Raw genomic sequence first — 17,301 nt, forward strand, 5'->3', positions numbered from 1 at the left:
CGCGACGTCGGAGGTCCCGAATGAGTCATTCGCGACGTCCGGTCAGCCTCACTGGCGGGCGTGGGCGAGCTGCTGCCGCGCGATACGCCGATACGAGTTCGCCGGCGACGGCGCGAGGGGCCTGCCGCAAGCGGCTCGGCAGGGTCTGCACCACCGCTACTCCGGCAGCGGCGTAGCGGTTGTTGCGCGCGAGTGTCGCCGCGTAGCCGGGTTGTCCGAAGTGGAATTCGTACGAGTCGATCTCCCACGCCAGGGCAACCTCGTCGCACCAGGCGTCCGGGGTGGCGATGTAGTGGCCGTGCTCGTCGTGGATGTCGAAGTTCCAGACCGGCTCGGGCAGGCCGGTCCGGCGCCACAGGGCCATGGCGTCGGCTTCGGCGGGAGACCTGGCGCCGCGTTCGATCTCCTGCAGCGCTTCTCGGGGAAGGGCGCTGCCTCGATCGCTTCCCGCCTCCAGTTCGGCGGACAGCTCTGCCGGAGCCACTCGCAGCTGCTGGACCGCCTCGGCGAGCAAGGCCCTGATCGGCGCGCGTTCGGTGAGCCGGCGGCACCGGTCCAGCACCGACCGGACCACCGGAGCCAGGGGCAGCCCTTCGAGCCAGACCGGCTCGGGAACCCGGGTGGTGCGCTCGACGACGACATATCCGCTGCTCATCGCCTTCCGGTGGGCCGGTACCAAGAGGTGGACCGGTTCACCCGGTTCGGCGTGGCGCTTCAGGCCTTGGCGACGGCACGACTCGAGCCCCGTGACGACGGCGTCGTCCCCGCAGTACAGCAACGCACCTTCGAGGAGTTGCCGCCGCGTCGGCACGCCGGTGCGGAGCAGGATCACGCCGGGCAGGAGCCGTTGCCACGGCTGGCCGGGACGGCACCGCCGGTAGCTGGTCCGCGACGGCACTCCGAGTTCCGCCAGCTGCGCCACGGTGATCACGCCGCGTCGGCTGGCGGCGAAAAGCACGTCGGCGTCTCTGGCCCACGATCGTCTGAGCACGGCTCGATCGTCCCGGGGCGGAACCGCCGGTACCAGAGGTTTACGTAATCTGTGGGCTACTGACGGTCACAGGTGGTCGCCTGTGGACAACCCTGCCGACCCGACGCCGCGAATGTCGCATTCGGGGCGTCGGATGTCTCCAATGCGACATTCGCGACCCCCGCGCCGGGAAAGGTGCCCGAACCAGCCACCCTCACCGAGCCCCACTTGCGTCTCCACCGGCCCCCACCCGTGGCCCCACCAAGCCCCACTCCGGGTCCCCACCCGCCCCCACACCAGGGGCCCCGGGTTCTTTCGCGGCCGTTATGCGGACGCGTCACCTACAGCTGAGGTTGCTCCGGCCCCCGGCACGGGGGATCTTGGCCACCGTCCCCCACACCACCCCCCACCTGCCCCCACCCTGCTGACCTGCGCAAACGAAACACACGACGGAGTGAGCCGCCGGTTTCACGCGTTGACTGTGGTGAAAAGTGGGGTACGGTGGTGGCCAGTGGGGCGGAAGGGAAGCCCTGGAGCCGTGGACGGTGGTTCGCCACCGGCCGCGGTAGGGAGGTGGACGCCGTGTTCCTCGGCACCCACACCCCGAAGCTGGACGACAAGGGGCGGCTCGCGCTGCCCGCGAAGTTCCGTGACGCCTTGGCGGGTGGGCTGATGCTTACCAAGGGGCAGGACCACTGCCTCTTCGTCTTCCCCCGCGCCGAGTTCGAGCAGATGGCGCGCAAGGTCGCCGAGGCCCCGTTCACCAACGAGGCGGTTCGGGCCTACCAGCGCTACCTGTTCGCGGGCACGGACGAGCAACGGCCGGACGGCCAGGGGCGCATCAGCATCGCGCCCGAGCTCCGCCGCTACGCGGGGCTCAGCAAGGAGTGCGTGGTGATCGGGGCGATCACCAGGCTGGAGATCTGGGACGCCCAAGCGTGGCAGGGCTACCTGGAGGAACACGAAGACAGCTACGCGAAGGCTCGAGAGGAAGTACTGCCGGGCGTCTTCTAGACGTGCGGTCGCGGTGCACCATCGTCGTCGGGGGACGAGGGGTTCGCCGCCCGCGCCACGGGGGAAGCCCACCCGGATGCCGTGAGGCCTCTGTCCGCTCAACAGCCCTGGTGCACCTTCCCCGGTACCAGGTCGGCAGCGGGCGGACAGGGACCTGACGGCATCCGCCATATTTCCCCCGGGCCGCCCAGGCACGAGAGGGGGAGGGAACACCATGACGGCACCCGAGCACGTCCCGGTACTGCTGGGCCGCATCGTCGAGCTGTTCACCCCCGTGTTCGCCGACCGCGACGGCGTCCTCGTGGACGCCACCGTCGGCCTCGGCGGCCACTCCGACGCCCTCCTCGACGCCTTCCCGCGGCTGCACCTCGTCGCGCTGGACCGCGATCCCGCCGCGCTCGAAAAGTCGAAAGAACGCCTCGCGCGCCACGGCGACCGCGTCGACCTCGTGCACACCGTCTACGACGGGCTCCCGGACGCCCTCGACGGCCTGGGCATCGCGAAGGCCGACGGCATCCTGTTCGACCTCGGCGTCTCGTCGATGCAGCTGGACCGGGCCGAGCGCGGGTTCGCCTACGCCAAGGACTCGCCGCTGGACATGCGGATGGACCCGACCACCGGGTTCACCGCCGCCGACGTGCTCAACACCTACGCGCCCGGCGAGCTGATCCGCATCCTGCGCGACTACGGCGAGGAACGCTTCGCGCAGCGGATCGTCAAATCCGTCGTGAAAGCCCGCGAACAGGAGCCGTTCACCACCAGCGGACGCCTGGTCGAACTGCTCTACGACGCCGTCCCGGCCGCCACCCGCCGCACCGGCGGGCACCCGGCCAAGCGGACCTTCCAGGCGCTGCGGATCGAGGTCAACGGCGAGCTGGACGTGCTCCGCCGCGCCATGCCCGCCGCGCTGAACGCACTGAGGACGGGCGGCCGGATCGTCGTCGAGTCCTACCAGTCCCTCGAAGACCGGCTGGTCAAGCAAGCGCTGGCCGAACTCGCGAAGTCCCGCACCCCGGAGGGACTCCCGGTCGAGCTGCCGGGACACGGACCGGAGCTGAAGCTCCTGACCCGGGGCGCCGAGAAGGCCGGCGAAGAGGAGATCGAACGGAACCCGCGCGCCGCCTCGGTGCGGCTGCGGGCCGCAGAGAGGATCGGAGAGCCGCGATGACCGCTCCCGCGAAGTCCCGCCGCCCGGCCGCGCCGGCGACGCGAGGCCGCAGCGAGGCCGCCCGCACCTCGACCACCGTCGAGCCGGACCCGCAGACCACCCAGCCGGGCAAGGCCGCGCCGCGCCGCGCGTCGCGGGGCCGCACGTCCGCGGCCGAGCGCGCCTACGCGCGCCGCGCCCAGCGGGCCGACCTGCTCAAGGAACGCGAGCCACGGCCGCGGCCCAAGGCCGCGCCGGTGGAGCCGAAGCCCACGTTCAAGCTGCGCCTGCCGAAGTCGCGCGCGTCGTTCGTGCTGATGATGATGGCGCTGCTGGCCGCCGGCGTGGCGACCACGCTGTGGCTGACCACGCAGGCGATCGCCGACTCCTACCGGCTCGAGCAGCTGCGCACCACGAACTCGAACCTGGCCGAGACGAAGGAGCAACTGCAGCGCGACGTCGCCAAGGCCGAGTCGCCCGCGTCGCTGGCCCCCGCGGCCCAGCAGCTGGGCATGGTGCCCGGTGGTGACCCGGCGCGCATCGTCGTCGGCCCGGACGGGAAGACCTCGCTCGTCGGCGAGCCCAAGAAGGCCAAGGCGGACACGCCGGCGGCACCCGTCGCGCCGCCGGCCGCGCCCGCCGCGGGCACGCAGTCGCAGCAGGGTGCGCCGATCGAGGGCGACCAGCCCGCCGTGCCGGCCGACGAGCAGCCGCCCGCGCAGCCGGGGGCCGGCCAGTGATGGCTGCCGGCCGGGGGCAGGCCCGCGCCCGCACCAGGGGCAGCGCGCGGCGGACCTACGCCGCCGGGACGCGCAGCGCGGCCGCGCGGCGGGGCAACGGCGGCCACCGCGGCCGCTTCTCCGCCGTGCGCCTGATCCTGGTCGCGATACTGCTCGTCGCGGGCGTGAAACTGGTGCAGGTGCAGTGGTTCGACGCCGCGGCGCTGTCGGCCGCGGCCGAACGCCAGCGCACCCAGACCATCGACATCCCCGCCCAGCGCGGGTCCATTGTGGACCGCAACGGCGCCAAGCTGGCGTTCAGCGTCGAGGTGCGCTCGCTTTCGGTGAACCTCAAGGCGTTCCACAAGAGCATGGACGACTTCGCCGTGAAGAACCCCGGCACGAAGAAGACGTTCGACAGCGAGACCGCGGCGGCCGCGAAGTACATCGCGGCCAAGGTGCCGACGCTCACCGAGCAGCAGCTGCTCGACCTGTTCCACAAGCCGGCGTCGTTCACCTACCTGGAACACAACGTCGAGCCGTCGGTCGCCGCCGGCATCGTCAAGAACTACCCGTGGATCGGCGTGGAGAAGCGCGCGCTGCGCGAATACCCGGGCGGCAGCCTGGCGTCCAACATCGTCGGCGCCGCGAACTGGCGCTCCGACGACCCCGACGTGTCCAAGCACAACCTGCACGGCCTGGTCGGCCTGGAACTCGTGCGCGACAACGACCTGGCGGGCACGCCGGGCCGGATGCTGGTCAACACGAAGAACGGCAGCGACAACGTCGTCATCCCGGGCACCGAGCGCGACCTGCAGGCCGCCGTCCCCGGTTCGGACCTCGAGCTGACCATCGACTCCGACCTGCAGTACGAGGTGCAGCGGCAGCTGTCGGACTACGTCCGGCAGTCGCACGCCAAGGGCGGGCAGGCGGTCGTCCTCGACGCGAAGACCGGCGAGGTCTACGCGCTGGCCAACGACACGACGTTCGACCCCAACGACCAGAGCACGTGGACCCCGGACGACCTCAACAACCCGGCGGTCACCACGCCGTTCGAACCGGGGTCGGTCAACAAGATCGTCACCGCGACCGGCGCGATCGACTACGGCATCGCCACGCCCGAGTCGACGATCCAGGTGCCCGGCGCGCTGCAGGTGGCCGACAAGACCGTGCACGACGCCTGGACCCACGGCACGCAGACGTTCACCACCGCCGGGATCTTCGCCAAGTCGTCCAACATCGGGACGCTGCTGCTGGCGCAGAAGATCGGCGAGGAGCGCTACTCGGACCTGCTCAAGAAGTTCGGGCTGGGCCAGCGCACCGGCGTCGGGCTGCCCGGCGAGAGCGCGGGGGTCGTGCCGGCGCGCAGCCAGTGGTCGGCGACGACGTTCGGCAACCTGCCGATCGGGCAGGGCCTCTCGATGACCGTGCTGCAGATGGCCGGGATGTACCAGGCGATCGCGAACGACGGCCTGCGCGTCGAACCCCGGATCGTCAAGGCGAAGGTGAACCCGGACGGGACGACCGTGGGAGAGCCGGCGCCGAAGCAGGTCCAGGTGGTCAGCCCGCAAACGGCGAAGACGGTGCGCGACATGATGCGCGCGGTCGCGCAGAACGGCAAGGGCCTGCAGAAGGGCACCGCGCCGTCGGCGGCGGTCGAGGGCTACCAGATCTCCGGCAAGACGGGCACCGGCCAGCAGGTCGACCCGCGGACGAAGGCCTACAGCGACCACCTCTACAACATCACCTTCGCCGGCATCCTGCCCGCCGACCACCCGCGGTTCGTGGTCGGGATCCGGCTGGACGCGCCGGACACGACGCTGCCGGTGGGGCACTCCGCCGCGCCGCTGTTCCACACCATCGCGTCGTACCTGACGCAGCGGTACCAGATCCCGCTGTCGGACGGCCCTTCGCCGGAAGTCCCGCTCATCGTGCAATAAGCACTGTGCGTCAAAGCCCCCTTACGCGGGTGAGGGGGCTTTTTCGCGTGCAACGTCCACATCGGTCCGAAGCGCCCGGGAAAGCGTTGCGGCGCAACGAGGTGCGCGCCGGTGCCTAGCACATGTCCCGAACCCGCCCGCAATCGCCGTACCGCGTGCGGGGCCCCGGAACGGCCGCCGGTAGCCTCTTGGCCGTGTCCGTGTCCTCGTCCAGTTCCCAGGTGCCGGAAAGCCCGGTGAAAGCGGTCCCCGCACCGCCCCGCCCGGCGCGCATCGACCCGGTCCCGCTGGCGACGCTGCTCGCCAGGGCGGACGCGCGGCTGATCGCCGACCGGCCCGACGCCGCCGACCTCACCGTCACCGGCACCACCCTGCGGGCCCAGCACGTGCTGCCCGGCGACCTCTTCGCCGCCCTGCCCGGCGCCCGCGCGCACGGCGCCGACTTCAGCGACCAGGCGGTCGCGGCCGGGGCCGTCGCGGTGCTCACCGACGCCGAAGGCGCCGAGCGGCCCGCGCTGCGCGACGCCGGCGTCCCGATCCTCGTGCACGCCGACCCGCGCGCCGCCCTCGGCGAGATCGCCGCCTGGATCTACGGCGAGCCTTCCCTGCGGCTGGCCGTCCTCGGCGTCACCGGCACGTCCGGCAAGACCACGACGTCCTACCTGGTCGACGCCGGCCTGCGGGCCGCGGGCCTGACCACCGGCCTGATCGGCACGGTCGAGACGCGGATCGCCGGCGAACGCCTGGTCAGCGGCTTCACCACCCCGGAGGCACCGGACCTGCAGGCGCTGCTCGCGGTGATGCTGGAGCGCGGCGTCACGCACGTGCCGATGGAGGTCTCCAGCCACGCCCTGTCGCTCGGCCGGGTCAACGGCACCCGGTTCGCGGTCGGCGCGTTCACCAACCTCTCCCAGGACCACCTGGACTTCCACAAGGACATGCAGGAGTACTTCGCCGCGAAGTCGCTGCTGTTCGACGGCCGCTCGACCACCGAGGTCGTCGTGGTCGACAGCGCGTGGGGCCAGGCCCTGCTCACGCCGCAGACGATCACGGTCACCACGGACCCCGGCACCGAGGCCGCGTGGAAGGCCACCGACATCGAGGCCACCCCGCACGGCGAGCAGACCTTCACGCTGCACGGCCCGGACGGGCTCGGCGCGCCCGCCCGGATCCCGCTGCCCGGCGAGTTCAACGTCGCCAACGCCGTGCTCGCCGCCGCGATCCTCGGCAGCGCGGGCATCGCGCTGGAGCACATCGTCACCGGCCTCGTCGAGGTGCAGGTGCCGGGCCGGATGGAGCGGGTCTACGTCGGCCAGGAGTTCACCGCCGTCGTCGACTACGCCCACAAGCCGGCCGCGGTCGCCCAGGGCCTGGACGCGCTGCGGGCCCGCGCCGAGGGCCGGATCATCACCGTGCTCGGCTGCGGCGGCGACCGCGACACCGCCAAGCGCCCGATGATGGGCGAGGCGGCGGCCCGGCGCAGCGAGGTCCTGATCGTCACCGACGACAACCCGCGTTCCGAAGACCCGGCGGCGATCCGCGCCGCGATGCTCGCCGGCGCCCGCGCCGTCGGGCCCGCCGAGGGCGGCGAGGTCGTCGAAATCGGCGACCGCCGCGAGGCCATCGAGCACGCCGTCGCCCTGGCCGAGCCGGGCGACATCGTCTTCCTCGCCGGCAAGGGGCACGAGTCCGGCCAGGAGGCCGGCGGTGTCGTGCACCCGTTCTCCGACCGCGACGAGCTGGCCGCGGCCATCCGCAACAAACTCGAGGTGAGTGTGTGATCGTGCTCAGCCTGGCCGAGCTCGCCGACGTCGTCGGCGGCCGGCTGCACCGCGCCGACCCGGGCGCGCAGGTGACCGGCAGCGTGGAGTTCGACACCCGGAAGCTCACGCCCGGCGGCCTGTTCGTCGCCCTGCCGGGGGAGAAGGTCGACGGCCACGACTTCGCCGCGCAGGCCGTCGCGGCCGGCGCCGTGGCCGTGCTGGCCGCCCGCGAGGTCGACGCGCCGGCGATCATCGTCCCGCCGCTCGCCGCGGGCGAGGCCCACGAGCGGTCGGTCGCCCTGACCGGCGACAAGGACGGCTCCGGCGCCGCCGTGCTGGCCGCGCTGGCCAAGCTCGCCCGGTTCGTCGTCCAGCGGCTGGCCGAGGGCAACCTGACGGTCGTGGGCGTCACCGGCTCGTCCGGCAAGACGTCGACGAAGGACCTGATCGCGCAGCTGCTCGAGCCGCTCGGCCCGACGGTCGCGCCGCCCGGGTCGTTCAACAACGAGCTGGGCCACCCCTGGACGGCGTTGCGCGCCGACGCGGAGACCCGGCACCTGGTGCTGGAGCTGTCCGCGCGCGGGCCCGGGCACATCGCCCACCTCGCGGAGATCGCCCCGCCGCGGATCGGCGCGGTGCTCAACGTCGGCAGCGCGCACGTCGGCGAGTTCGGCTCGCGCGAAGGCATCGCGAAGACGAAGGGCGAGCTGGTCGAGGCCCTGCCCGAGGACGGCGTCGCGGTGCTCAACCTCGACGACCCGCTGGTCGCGGCCATGGCGAGCCGCACGAAGGCCCGCGTGGTGTTCTTCGGGGAAAGCGCGTCCGCGCAGGTCCGCGCCGAGAGCATCACGCTCGACGACCAGGCCCGCGCGTCGTTCCGGCTGGTCACCCCGGCCGGGGAAGCGGACGTGCGGCTGCCGCTGCACGGCGAGCACCACGTGAGCAACGCGCTCGCGGCCGCGGCGATCGCCCTGGAGCTGGGCTCGGCGCCGGCCGAGATCGGCGCGCGGCTGTCGGCCGTGGAGCGGCGCTCGGCGCGGCGCATGGAGGTCGTCACCCGCGAAGACGGCGTCACGATCCTCAACGACTCCTTCAACGCCAACCCCGAGTCGATGCGGGCCGGCCTGAAGGCCCTCGCGGCGATGACGCGGGACTCCGGCCGCCGGTCCTGGGCCGTGCTCGGCGTGATGGGCGAGCTCGGCGCGGACGCGGTCACCGCCCACGACGAGATCGGCCGCCTGGTCGTCCGGCTCAACATCGCCAAGCTCGTCGTGATCGGCCCCGAAGCGGCGGCCATGCACCAGGGCGCGCACCAGGAGGGTTCCTGGGGCGAGGAGTCGGCACTGGTACCCGACGTCGAGGCCGCGATCGCCCTGCTGCATGATCAGCTCCGCCCCGGGGACGTGGTGCTGGTCAAGGCCTCCAAGGCCGCCGGCCTCTGGCGGGTCGCCGAAGCTCTGCTCGAACCCCGGGAAACCGACAACTCCGAGAATCGCTCGAACGGTGGTGACGCGTGATCAGCATCCTGATCGCGGCCGCGGCGGGCCTGCTGGTCTCCATCATGCTCACGCCCTACCTCATCCGGGTCTTCTCCCGGCAGGGCTTCGGGCAGGAGATCCGCGAGGAAGGCCCGCAGGGACACAAGTCCAAGCGCGGTACGCCGACGATGGGTGGCGTCGCGATCATCATCGCGATGGTCATCGGCTACTTCGCCGCGCACTTGATCAACTGGATGTTCAACTCCCGCAGCGGCGCGCCGACGGCCTCCGGGCTGCTCGTCCTGATGCTCGCGGTGGGCCTGGGGATCGTCGGGTTCCTCGACGACTTCATCAAGATCCGCAAGCAGCGCAACCTGGGCCTGAACAAGACCGCGAAGCTGGTCGGCCAGCTGGTCGTCACGATCGCGTTCGCGGTGCTGGCGCTGAACTTCGCGGACTCGCGCGGCATCACGCCGGCGTCCGAGAGCCTTTCCTACGTCCGCGACCTCGCGCTGATCACGTTCCCCGCGGTGTTCTTCGTGATCTTCTGCTACATCGTGATCTCCGGCTGGTCGAACGCGGTGAACTTCACCGACGGCCTCGACGGCCTGGCCGGCGGGTCGGCGGCGATGGTGCTGGCGACCTACGTCGTCATCGCGTTCTGGCAGGAGCGGCTCAACTGCGCCAACGGACCGGCGCCGGCCTGCTACGACGTCCGCGACCCGCTCGACCTCGCGGTGGTCGCCGCGGCGGCCACCGGCGCCTGCGTCGGGTTCCTCTGGTGGAACGCGGCCCCGGCGAAGATCTTCATGGGCGACACCGGCTCGCTGGCCCTCGGCGGCCTGGTCGCGGGCTTGTCGATGACGACCCGCACCGAACTGCTCGCCATCGTCATCGGCGGCCTGTTCATGGTCGAGATGATCTCGGTGGTCGCGCAGATCGCGGTGTTCCGGACGACCCGGCGAAGGCTCTTCCGGATGGCGCCCTTCCACCACCACTTCGAGCTCGCCGGGTGGGCGGAAACCACGGTCATCATCCGGTTCTGGCTGCTTTCGGCGATCTGCTGCATGTTCGGCCTCGGCCTGTTCTACAGCGAGCAGCTGGGCTTCGGGGGCTGACGTTGGAGATCTCCGGTCGTCACGTTCTCGTCGCCGGTGCGGGGGTCACCGGCAAGTCGATCGTGCCCGTATTGGTCGACCTCGGCGCGCGCGTCACGGTCACCGACGGCAACGCCGAGCGCCTGGCCGAGCTGGAGGGCCTCGGCGCCGAGCTGGTGCCGGGCCTCTCCGAACCTCCGGACGACGTCGTCCTCGTCGTCACCAGCCCCGGCTGGCGGCCGACGTCCCCGCTGCTGGTGGCCGCGGCCGAGGCCGGCGTCGAGGTGATCGGCGACGTCGAGCTGGCCTGGCGCGTCGGGCGGCTGCGGGAGCACCCGCCGTCGTGGCTGGTGGTCACCGGCACGAACGGCAAGACGACCACCGTGGGCATGCTGGAGTCGATCCTCAAGGCGGCCGGCTCCAACGCCGTGGCCTGCGGGAACATCGGTTACGCGGCCCTCGACGCGGTCCGCGCGGGCTACGACGTGCTCGCCGTCGAGCTGTCGAGCTTCCAGCTGCACTGGTCCTCGACTCTCGCGCCGGACGCGGCGGTCGTGCTCAACCTGGCCGAGGACCACATCGACTGGCACGGCTCGATGGAGGAGTACGCCGCCGCGAAGGGGCGGGTCTACACCCGCGCCAAGGTCGCGGTGCACAACGCCGACGACGACTGGTCCACGCGGATCGCCGAAGCGCACGCGCCGGAAAGCGCCCGCCGCATCGGTTTCCAGCTCGACACCCCGCGGGCCGGTGAGCTGGGGATCGTCGAAGACCTGCTGGTCGACCGCGCTTTCGTGGCCGACCCGGCGACCAGCGCCGAAGAGCTCGCCACGCTGTCGGACGTCCGCCCGGCCGGCCTCCACAACGTCTCGAACGCCCTGGCCGCGGCCTCACTGGCCCGCGCGCACGGCGTCTCGCCGGAGGCCGTCCTGAAGGGCCTGCGCGAGTACCAGCCGGCCCCGCACCGGGCCGTCGAGGTGGCCGAGGTCGCCGGGGTCCGGTACGTCAACGACTCGAAGGCGACCAACCCGCACGCGGCCGCCGGGTCGCTGCGGGCGCACGAGTCGATCGTGTGGATCGCCGGGGGCCAGCTCAAGGGCGCTTCGGTCGACGAACTCGTGAGCAGCATCGCTGGCCGCCTCCGCGGGGTTGTGCTACTCGGCGTCGATTCACCCGTGATCGCCGCCGCGGTCGCGCGACACGCGCCGGATGTCCCGGTGAACAGCCTCCGTCCGGGTGACCATGAACCCATGACTGCGGCGGTGAGTGCGGCCAGCGCGATGGCCCGGCCAGGTGACGTGGTGCTGCTGGCACCCGCCGCGGCGTCGTTGGACATGTTCCGCAACTACGGCGAGCGCGGCGACGCGTTCGCCGCTGCGGTGCACGTCCTCCGCGACGACGCAGCGGGGGAGCCGAGTGACGACGACTGACACCAAGCCCGTAGCACCGCCGAAGCGGCCGCGCCGCGAGCGCAAGGACAGCGGCTTCGTCGCGTTCCGGACCGCGCTGACCGCGTGGCTCTCGCGCCCGCTGGCGTCGTTCCACCTCGTGCTCGCCCTCACCGGCGTGCTCACGGTCATCGGCATCGTCATGGTGCTCTCGGCGTCGTCGGTGGCGTCCTACAACCCGAAGACCGGCAGCGGGGTGTACTCGCTGTTCACCAAGCACCTCGTGTTCGTCGCGATCGGCTCGGTCGTGTTCTGGCTGGGCCTGCGGGTCAAGCTCGAGCGGATCCGGCGGATGTCGGCCACCGCGACCGTGATCTGCCTCGGCCTGCTGGTGCTCGTGCTCACCCCGCTCGGCTCGACGGTCAACGGCTCGCAGGGCTGGTTCAAGATCGGCGAGTTCACCTTCCAGCCGGTCGAGGCCGCGAAGGTCGCGCTGGCCTTCTGGGGCGCCCACATCCTGGTGATCAAGTACAACGTGATCCACCAGTGGCGGCACCTGCTGGTGCCGGTGGTGCCGATCGCGCTGCTGATGTTCGCCCTGGTCATGCTGCAACCCGACCTCGGCGGCACGGTCACCCTCGCCGTGGTGCTGCTGGCCCTGCTGTGGTTCGCCGGCGCCCCGAAACGGCTGTTCGGCGTCATCCTCGCCGGTGGCCTGGCCGGGGTGCTCGTGCTGGCCGTCATCGCGCCCTACCGGCTCGCCCGGGTCATGTCGTTCCTCTCGCCGGACGCCGACGTCAGCGCCGAGGGCTTCCAGGCCAACCAGGCCAAGCTCGCGCTGGCCGACGGCGGTCTGTTCGGCAAGGGCCTCGGCCAGGGCGCGGCCAGCTGGAACTACCTGCCGAACGTGCAGAACGACTTCATCTTCGCCCTGATCGGCGAGGAGCTCGGCCTGATCGGCTGCGTCGTCGTGCTCGCCCTGTTCGCCGGGGTCGCGATCGTGGGCCTGCGGATCGCCACCCGCAACATCGACCCGTGGATCCGGATCGTCTCCGGCACGCTGACGGTCTTCCTGGTGGCGCAGGCCGGCATCAACATCGGCTACGTCGTCGGCCTGCTGCCGGTCACCGGCGTCACGCTGCCGCTGATCTCCTACGGCGGGACGTCGCTGGTGATCACCATGCTCATCATGGGCGTGCTCGCGAACGCGGCCCGGCACGAACCGGAGGCGGTGGCCGCGCTGCGCACACAGGGGCCGGGTAAATTCGGACGCCTGCTGCGGCTGCCCGCGCCCGATCCGTACCGCCCGCCCGCCACCCGCAAGGGGGCGGCGCGCGCCGGGGCGAAGGCGGCCAGGCCCGCGCCCCGTGCGGCGCGGCCCGCCCCGGCGCAGGAACGGCGCAAGTCGGTCCGCGAGCCGGTGCGCCGCAGCGCGGCACGGACGAGCACGGCCACGTCTCGCGGCGGGGCCGCGCGGACAACAGCGAGCCGTGGTACCCGGAGTACCGCGAACCGGAGAGGTCATTGGTGAGTAACCCCGTCAAGGGAGCCGAGCGAGCCGCCTCGGGCAGAGGGCCCGTGGTCGTGGTCGCCGGAGGTGGCACCGCAGGACACATCGAACCCGCCCTCGCCCTGGCCGACGCCGTCAAGCGGCTGCGCCCGGACGCAACGGTCGTGGCGCTGGGCACCGAGCGCGGCCTGGAGAACAAGCTCGTCCCGGCCCGCGGCTACGAGCTGGAGCTGATCCCGCCGGTGCCGCTGCCGCGCAAGCCGACGCCGGAGCTGCTGCGGCTGCCGCTGAAGGTCCGCGACTCGGTCCGCAAGACCCGTGAGGTCCTCGACCGGGTCGGCGCGGACGTCGTCGTCGGCTTCGGCGGCTACGTCGCCCTGCCGGCCTACCTGGCCGCGCGCGGGCGCGTCCCGATCGTCGTGCACGAGGCCAACAAGTCGGCCGGCCTGGCGAACAAGGTCGGCGCGCGGTTCGCCAAGCGCGTCGCGGTCGCCGTCCCGGGCACGCCGCTGCCCAAGGCCGAGGTCATCGGCATCCCGCTGCGGCGCTCGATCACCTCGCTCGACCGCGCCGCGCTGCGCGCCGAGGCCCGCGAGCACTTCGGGCTGGACCCGGACGCGCCGACGCTGCTGGTGTTCGGTGGTTCGCAGGGTGCCCAGTCGATCAACGCGGCGGTGTCCGGCGCGGCGAAGGACCTGGCCGACGCCGGGGTCGGCGTGCTGCACGCGCACGGCCCGAAGAACACGCTGGTCGTGCAGGAGTTCCCGGGGCGCCCGGCGTACGTGCCGGTGCCGTACCTGGAGCGGATGGACCTGGCGTACGCGGCGGCGGACGTCGCGATCTGCCGCTCGGGCGCGATGACGGTCGCCGAGGTGACCTCGGTCGGGCTGCCCGCGGTGTTCGTCCCGCTGCCGATCGGCAACGGCGAGCAGGCCTCGAACGGCCGTCCCGCGGTCGACGCGGGGGCGGCGCTGATGGTCGAGGACGCCGACCTGAGCCCGGCCAAGGTCGCCGAGCTGGTCGTCCCGCTGGTCACCGACGCCGACCGCGTCGCGAAGATGGGCGCGGCGGCGGTCGGCATGGGCCACCGCGAGGCCGACGAGGCCCTCGCCCGCATCGTCCTGGAGGCTGCCGGTGCTTGAGTTGCCTGAAGAGCTGCGCCGGGCGCACCTGATCGGGATCGGCGGCGCCGGCATGTCCGGCATCGCGCGGATCCTGCTGGCGCGCGGGGCTTTCGTGTCGGGCTCGGACGCCAAGGAGTCGCGCGCGCTGCTGTCGCTGCGGGCCCAGGGCGCCGAGCTGTTCGTCGGCCAGGCGGCCGCGAACCTTTCCGCGCTGTCCGAGCCGCCGTCGGCCGTGGTCGTCTCGACGGCGATCAAGGAGACCAACCCGGAGCTGGCCGCGGCCCGCGAGGCGGGGATCCCGGTGCTGCACCGGGCGCAGGCGCTGGCCGGGCTGATGGAAGGCCACCGAGTCGCCTGCATCGCGGGCACGCACGGCAAGACGTCGACGACGTCGATGCTGACGGTGGCGTTACAGCACTGCCGGCTCGACCCGTCGTTCGCCATCGGCGGCGACCTCAACGAATCCGGCGCCAACGCCCACCACGGCGAGGGCGGCATCTTCGTCGCGGAGGCCGACGAGAGCGACGGCTCGTTCCTGACGTATTCGCCGTCGGTCGCGGTCGTGACGAACGTCGAGCCGGACCACCTGGACCACCACGGCACCGCCGAGGCCTACACGAAGGTGTTCACCGAGTTCGTCGGCCGGATCGTGCCGGGCGGGCTGCTGATCGTCTGCGGTGACGACGCGGCGGCGGACGAGCTGGGGTCGCAGGCCGAGGAGCTGGGCGTACGCGTGCGCCGGTACGGCCGCACGGTGGCCGATCCGGGGGACGCCCGGATCCTGGACTACACCCCCGCGCCCGACGGCGGCGTCGTCCGGCTCCTGCTGGACGGCTCGGAGCTGTCCGTGCGGGTCGCGGTGCCGGGTGAGCACATGGCGTTGAACGCGGTCGCGGCGCTGCTGGCCGGGATCGAGCTGGGCGCGCCCGCCGCCGAACTGGCGGACGGGCTCGCGGCGTTCGGCGGCGTCCGGCGTCGCTTCGAGTTCAAGGGGCGGGCGGGCGACGTCCGCGTCTACGACGACTACGCCCACCACCCGACCGAGGTGGCCGCGCAGTTGCGCGCGGTGCGGACCGCGGCCGGCTCCGGGCGGGTCGTCGTCGTGTTCCAGCCGCACCTGTACTCGCGGACGAAGATGTTCTCGGCGGAGTTCGCGGCGGCGTTGTCGCTGGCGGACGAGGTCGTCGTGCTGGACGTCTACGGGGCGCGTGAGGAGCCGGAGCCGGGCGTCACGGGCGCGTTGATCGCCGACCAGGTGACGGCGTCGGTGCGCTACGAGCCGGCGTTCGACGTCGCCGCCGGCCTGGTGGCGGGGCTCGCCAAGCCGGGCGACCTCGTCGTCACCATGGGCGCGGGCGACGTGACGCAGCTGGGCCCGGAGATCCTCGCCGAGCTGGACAAGCGCTGAGCCGATGAGTCCGACCAGGGAACGCCGCCGTCCGTCCTCCGAGGAGGAGGCACCGGATCGCGTCACCCTGGCCCGGCAACGGCGGGGGCGGCGCTCCGAGGAGGAGCGCCGCCGCACCCGGGTACCGCGAACGGCCCCGCGCAACCGGCCGAACCGGCGGGCCGAGATCCGCCGCCGGTGGGTGGCACTGCTGTCGGTGCTGACCGTGATCGCCCTGGTGTACTTGCTGTTCTTCAGCTCGATGCTGGGGGCGCAGGAGGTTTCGGTCAGCGGGTCGCGGACCGTTTCCGCCGACGCGATCCGCGCGGTCGCGGCGGTGCCGGCGGACAAGCCGATGCTGCGGCTGAGCACGGATGAGATCCGCGACCGCGTGGCGGCGATGCCGGGCATCGCGACGGTCGAGGTGTCCCGGTCCTGGCCGAGCACGGTCGAGATCACGGTGACCGAGCGGACGGCGATCGCGTTCTTCGACAGCGGCCCGGGCGGCGACGGGGTCCACCTGGTCGACGGCGGCGGCGTGGTGTTCAAGACGGTGCCCGCCCGGCCTTCGGGGTTGCCGGAGCTCAAGCTGCCGAAGGTGTCGGCGGACGACCCGGTGACCCGCGCGGTGACGGCGGTGCTGGGCGTGATCCCGGAGCAGCTGCTGAAGCAGGTGACGACGGCGACAGCGAGGACCCCGGCGAGCGTGGAGTTCACGTTGTCGAGCGGGAAGATCGTCCGCTGGGGGACGGCGGAGCAGACGGACCGGAAGGCCAAGGTCCTCGCGGCGCTGCTGACGCAAGAGGGCAAGGTCTACGACGTCGCGGCGCCGGAACTGCCGACCATCACTTCTTGAGTATTTTTTGTGTGCCCTCGAGTTGTCGTATGCCGTACGATCTCGTACGGCATACGACAATGAGGAGGGTGTCATGACGATCCTGGTGACGGGCGCGACCGGCAGCGTCGGCCGGCTGGTGGTCGACGAATTGCTCAGCGCGGGAGTTCCGGTACGGGCGCTGACCGTCGATCCTTCGCGGGCCCAGCTGCCTCCGGAGGCGGAGGTCGTGGTCGGGTCGCTGGCGCGGCCTTCGACACTGCCGCTCGACGGCGTCGACGCGGTTTACCTGGCGCCCATGGCACGGACCGTCCGGCGATTCTGCGAGCTGGCGACCGACGCCGGCATCAAGCGGGTCGTCGCGCTGTCGGGGAGCAGCGTCGGCGACGGCCACGAAGGCTCCAGCGGCAACGAGTACGGCGCGGTGGAGGCCGCCGTCCGCGAGGCGGGGTTCGACTGGACCTTCCTGCGCCCCGGCGTCTTCATGAACAACACGCTCGACTGGGCGGAGACGGTCCGCGCGGGCGAGGTGGCGATGGCCTACGGCGACGCGACCCAGACCCCGATCGACCTCGGCGACATCGCGGCGGTCGCGGCCCGGGTCCTCACGACCGAGGGCCACACCGGCGCGACGTATGTCCTCAGTGGACCGGAAGCGCTCAGCCTGCGCGGCCAGGTTGCGACGCTCGAATCGGTGCTGGGCAGGGAAATCCGCTTCCGCGAGCTGACCCGCGACGAACAGCGCGCGCAGTGGATCGGCTACGGCGTCCCCGAAGCCGCCGTCGACTGGCTGCTCGACGGCTTCGAGGAAACCCTGCGCCACCCGCAGGTGCCGACCGGCGTGGTCGAAGAGCTGCTGGGCCGTCCCGGGACGACGTACGCCGAATGGGCCGAGGCGAACCGGGCCGTGTTCGCCTAGGCCTGCCGGC

Annotated in this window: 14 protein-coding genes; 13 read left to right on the forward strand and 1 reads right to left on the reverse strand. The window is 72.2% G+C overall.

Annotated features, from left to right (window positions below; all coding sequences use genetic code 11):
• Nucleotides 1-25 precede the first annotated feature (25 nt).
• Nucleotides 26-991 (reverse strand): hypothetical protein, encoded by a 966-nt coding sequence (locus tag ACIQWX_RS28150; protein ID WP_400877141.1) that lies wholly within the window; start codon nucleotides 989-991, stop codon nucleotides 26-28.
• A 561-nt stretch (nucleotides 992-1,552) separates the two neighbouring features.
• Between ACIQWX_RS28150 and mraZ the strand changes: the two genes are divergently transcribed.
• The 13 genes from mraZ to ACIQWX_RS28215 all read left to right on the forward strand — a co-directional run bounded on the left by mraZ (nucleotide 1,553) and on the right by ACIQWX_RS28215 (nucleotide 17,291).
• Complete coding sequence (mraZ, locus tag ACIQWX_RS28155; RefSeq protein ID WP_086670270.1) at nucleotides 1,553-1,984, forward strand: division/cell wall cluster transcriptional repressor MraZ; 432 nt, start codon at nucleotides 1,553-1,555, stop codon at nucleotides 1,982-1,984.
• A 214-nt stretch (nucleotides 1,985-2,198) separates the two neighbouring features.
• A complete protein-coding gene (rsmH, locus tag ACIQWX_RS28160; RefSeq protein ID WP_400877143.1) occupies nucleotides 2,199-3,152 on the forward strand; it encodes a 16S rRNA (cytosine(1402)-N(4))-methyltransferase RsmH in 954 nt (317 codons plus the stop codon).
• Complete coding sequence (locus tag ACIQWX_RS28165; RefSeq protein ID WP_400877145.1) at nucleotides 3,149-3,871, forward strand: hypothetical protein; 723 nt, start codon at nucleotides 3,149-3,151, stop codon at nucleotides 3,869-3,871. Before rsmH ends, ACIQWX_RS28165 begins: the two co-directional genes overlap by 4 nt.
• On the forward strand, nucleotides 3,871-5,790 hold the full coding sequence (locus ACIQWX_RS28170; RefSeq protein WP_400877146.1) for a peptidoglycan D,D-transpeptidase FtsI family protein: 1,920 nt from the start codon (nucleotides 3,871-3,873) through the stop codon (nucleotides 5,788-5,790). The genes ACIQWX_RS28165 and ACIQWX_RS28170 overlap by 1 nt, the downstream gene beginning before the upstream one ends.
• A 236-nt stretch (nucleotides 5,791-6,026) precedes the next feature.
• The gene (locus ACIQWX_RS28175; RefSeq protein WP_400877610.1) at nucleotides 6,027-7,571 is read left to right on the forward strand and encodes a UDP-N-acetylmuramoyl-L-alanyl-D-glutamate--2,6-diaminopimelate ligase; all 1,545 of its coding nucleotides are present in this window, start codon (nucleotides 6,027-6,029) and stop codon (nucleotides 7,569-7,571) included.
• Nucleotides 7,568-9,070 carry a UDP-N-acetylmuramoyl-tripeptide--D-alanyl-D-alanine ligase gene (murF, locus tag ACIQWX_RS28180; RefSeq protein ID WP_400877147.1) on the forward strand — a complete coding sequence of 501 codons (1,503 nt, stop codon included), beginning with the start codon at nucleotides 7,568-7,570 and terminating at the stop codon, nucleotides 9,068-9,070. Before ACIQWX_RS28175 ends, murF begins: the two co-directional genes overlap by 4 nt.
• Nucleotides 9,067-10,149: a phospho-N-acetylmuramoyl-pentapeptide-transferase gene (gene mraY / locus ACIQWX_RS28185; RefSeq protein ID WP_400877149.1), complete on the forward strand. Its 1,083-nt coding sequence runs from the start codon at nucleotides 9,067-9,069 to the stop codon at nucleotides 10,147-10,149. Before murF ends, mraY begins: the two co-directional genes overlap by 4 nt.
• A 2-nt stretch (nucleotides 10,150-10,151) precedes the next feature.
• A complete protein-coding gene (murD, locus tag ACIQWX_RS28190; RefSeq protein ID WP_400877151.1) occupies nucleotides 10,152-11,558 on the forward strand; it encodes a UDP-N-acetylmuramoyl-L-alanine--D-glutamate ligase in 1,407 nt (468 codons plus the stop codon).
• Nucleotides 11,545-13,047, forward strand: a complete 1,503-nt coding sequence (gene ftsW / locus ACIQWX_RS28195; protein ID WP_400877152.1) for a putative lipid II flippase FtsW — start codon at nucleotides 11,545-11,547, stop codon at nucleotides 13,045-13,047. The genes murD and ftsW overlap by 14 nt, the downstream gene beginning before the upstream one ends.
• Complete coding sequence (murG, locus tag ACIQWX_RS28200; protein ID WP_400877154.1) at nucleotides 13,044-14,168, forward strand: undecaprenyldiphospho-muramoylpentapeptide beta-N-acetylglucosaminyltransferase; 1,125 nt, start codon at nucleotides 13,044-13,046, stop codon at nucleotides 14,166-14,168. Before ftsW ends, murG begins: the two co-directional genes overlap by 4 nt.
• The gene (gene murC / locus ACIQWX_RS28205) at nucleotides 14,161-15,558 is read left to right on the forward strand and encodes a UDP-N-acetylmuramate--L-alanine ligase (protein WP_400877156.1); all 1,398 of its coding nucleotides are present in this window, start codon (nucleotides 14,161-14,163) and stop codon (nucleotides 15,556-15,558) included. The genes murG and murC overlap by 8 nt, the downstream gene beginning before the upstream one ends.
• Before the next feature lie 4 nt (nucleotides 15,559-15,562).
• On the forward strand, nucleotides 15,563-16,393 hold the full coding sequence (locus tag ACIQWX_RS28210; RefSeq protein ID WP_400877157.1) for a cell division protein FtsQ/DivIB: 831 nt from the start codon (nucleotides 15,563-15,565) through the stop codon (nucleotides 16,391-16,393).
• A 73-nt stretch (nucleotides 16,394-16,466) separates the two neighbouring features.
• Nucleotides 16,467-17,291: an NAD(P)H-binding protein gene (locus tag ACIQWX_RS28215; RefSeq protein ID WP_400877159.1), complete on the forward strand. Its 825-nt coding sequence runs from the start codon at nucleotides 16,467-16,469 to the stop codon at nucleotides 17,289-17,291.
• The last annotated feature ends 10 nt before the right edge of the window (nucleotides 17,292-17,301 follow it).

The organism is Amycolatopsis sp. NPDC098790, assembly GCF_044759945.1.
GTDB lineage: Bacteria > Actinomycetota > Actinomycetes > Mycobacteriales > Pseudonocardiaceae > Amycolatopsis.

Coding starts and splice junctions, on each gene's coding strand:
- ACIQWX_RS28170 (WP_400877146.1), top strand. CDS start 3,871: ATGGCTGCCGGCCGGGGGCAGGCCCGCGCCCGCACCAGGGGCAGCGCG.
- ACIQWX_RS28215 (WP_400877159.1), top strand. CDS start 16,467: ATGACGATCCTGGTGACGGGCGCGACCGGCAGCGTCGGCCGGCTGGTG.
- rsmH (WP_400877143.1), top strand. CDS start 2,199: ATGACGGCACCCGAGCACGTCCCGGTACTGCTGGGCCGCATCGTCGAG.
- ACIQWX_RS28210 (WP_400877157.1), top strand. CDS start 15,563: ATGAGTCCGACCAGGGAACGCCGCCGTCCGTCCTCCGAGGAGGAGGCA.
- ACIQWX_RS28165 (WP_400877145.1), top strand. CDS start 3,149: ATGACCGCTCCCGCGAAGTCCCGCCGCCCGGCCGCGCCGGCGACGCGA.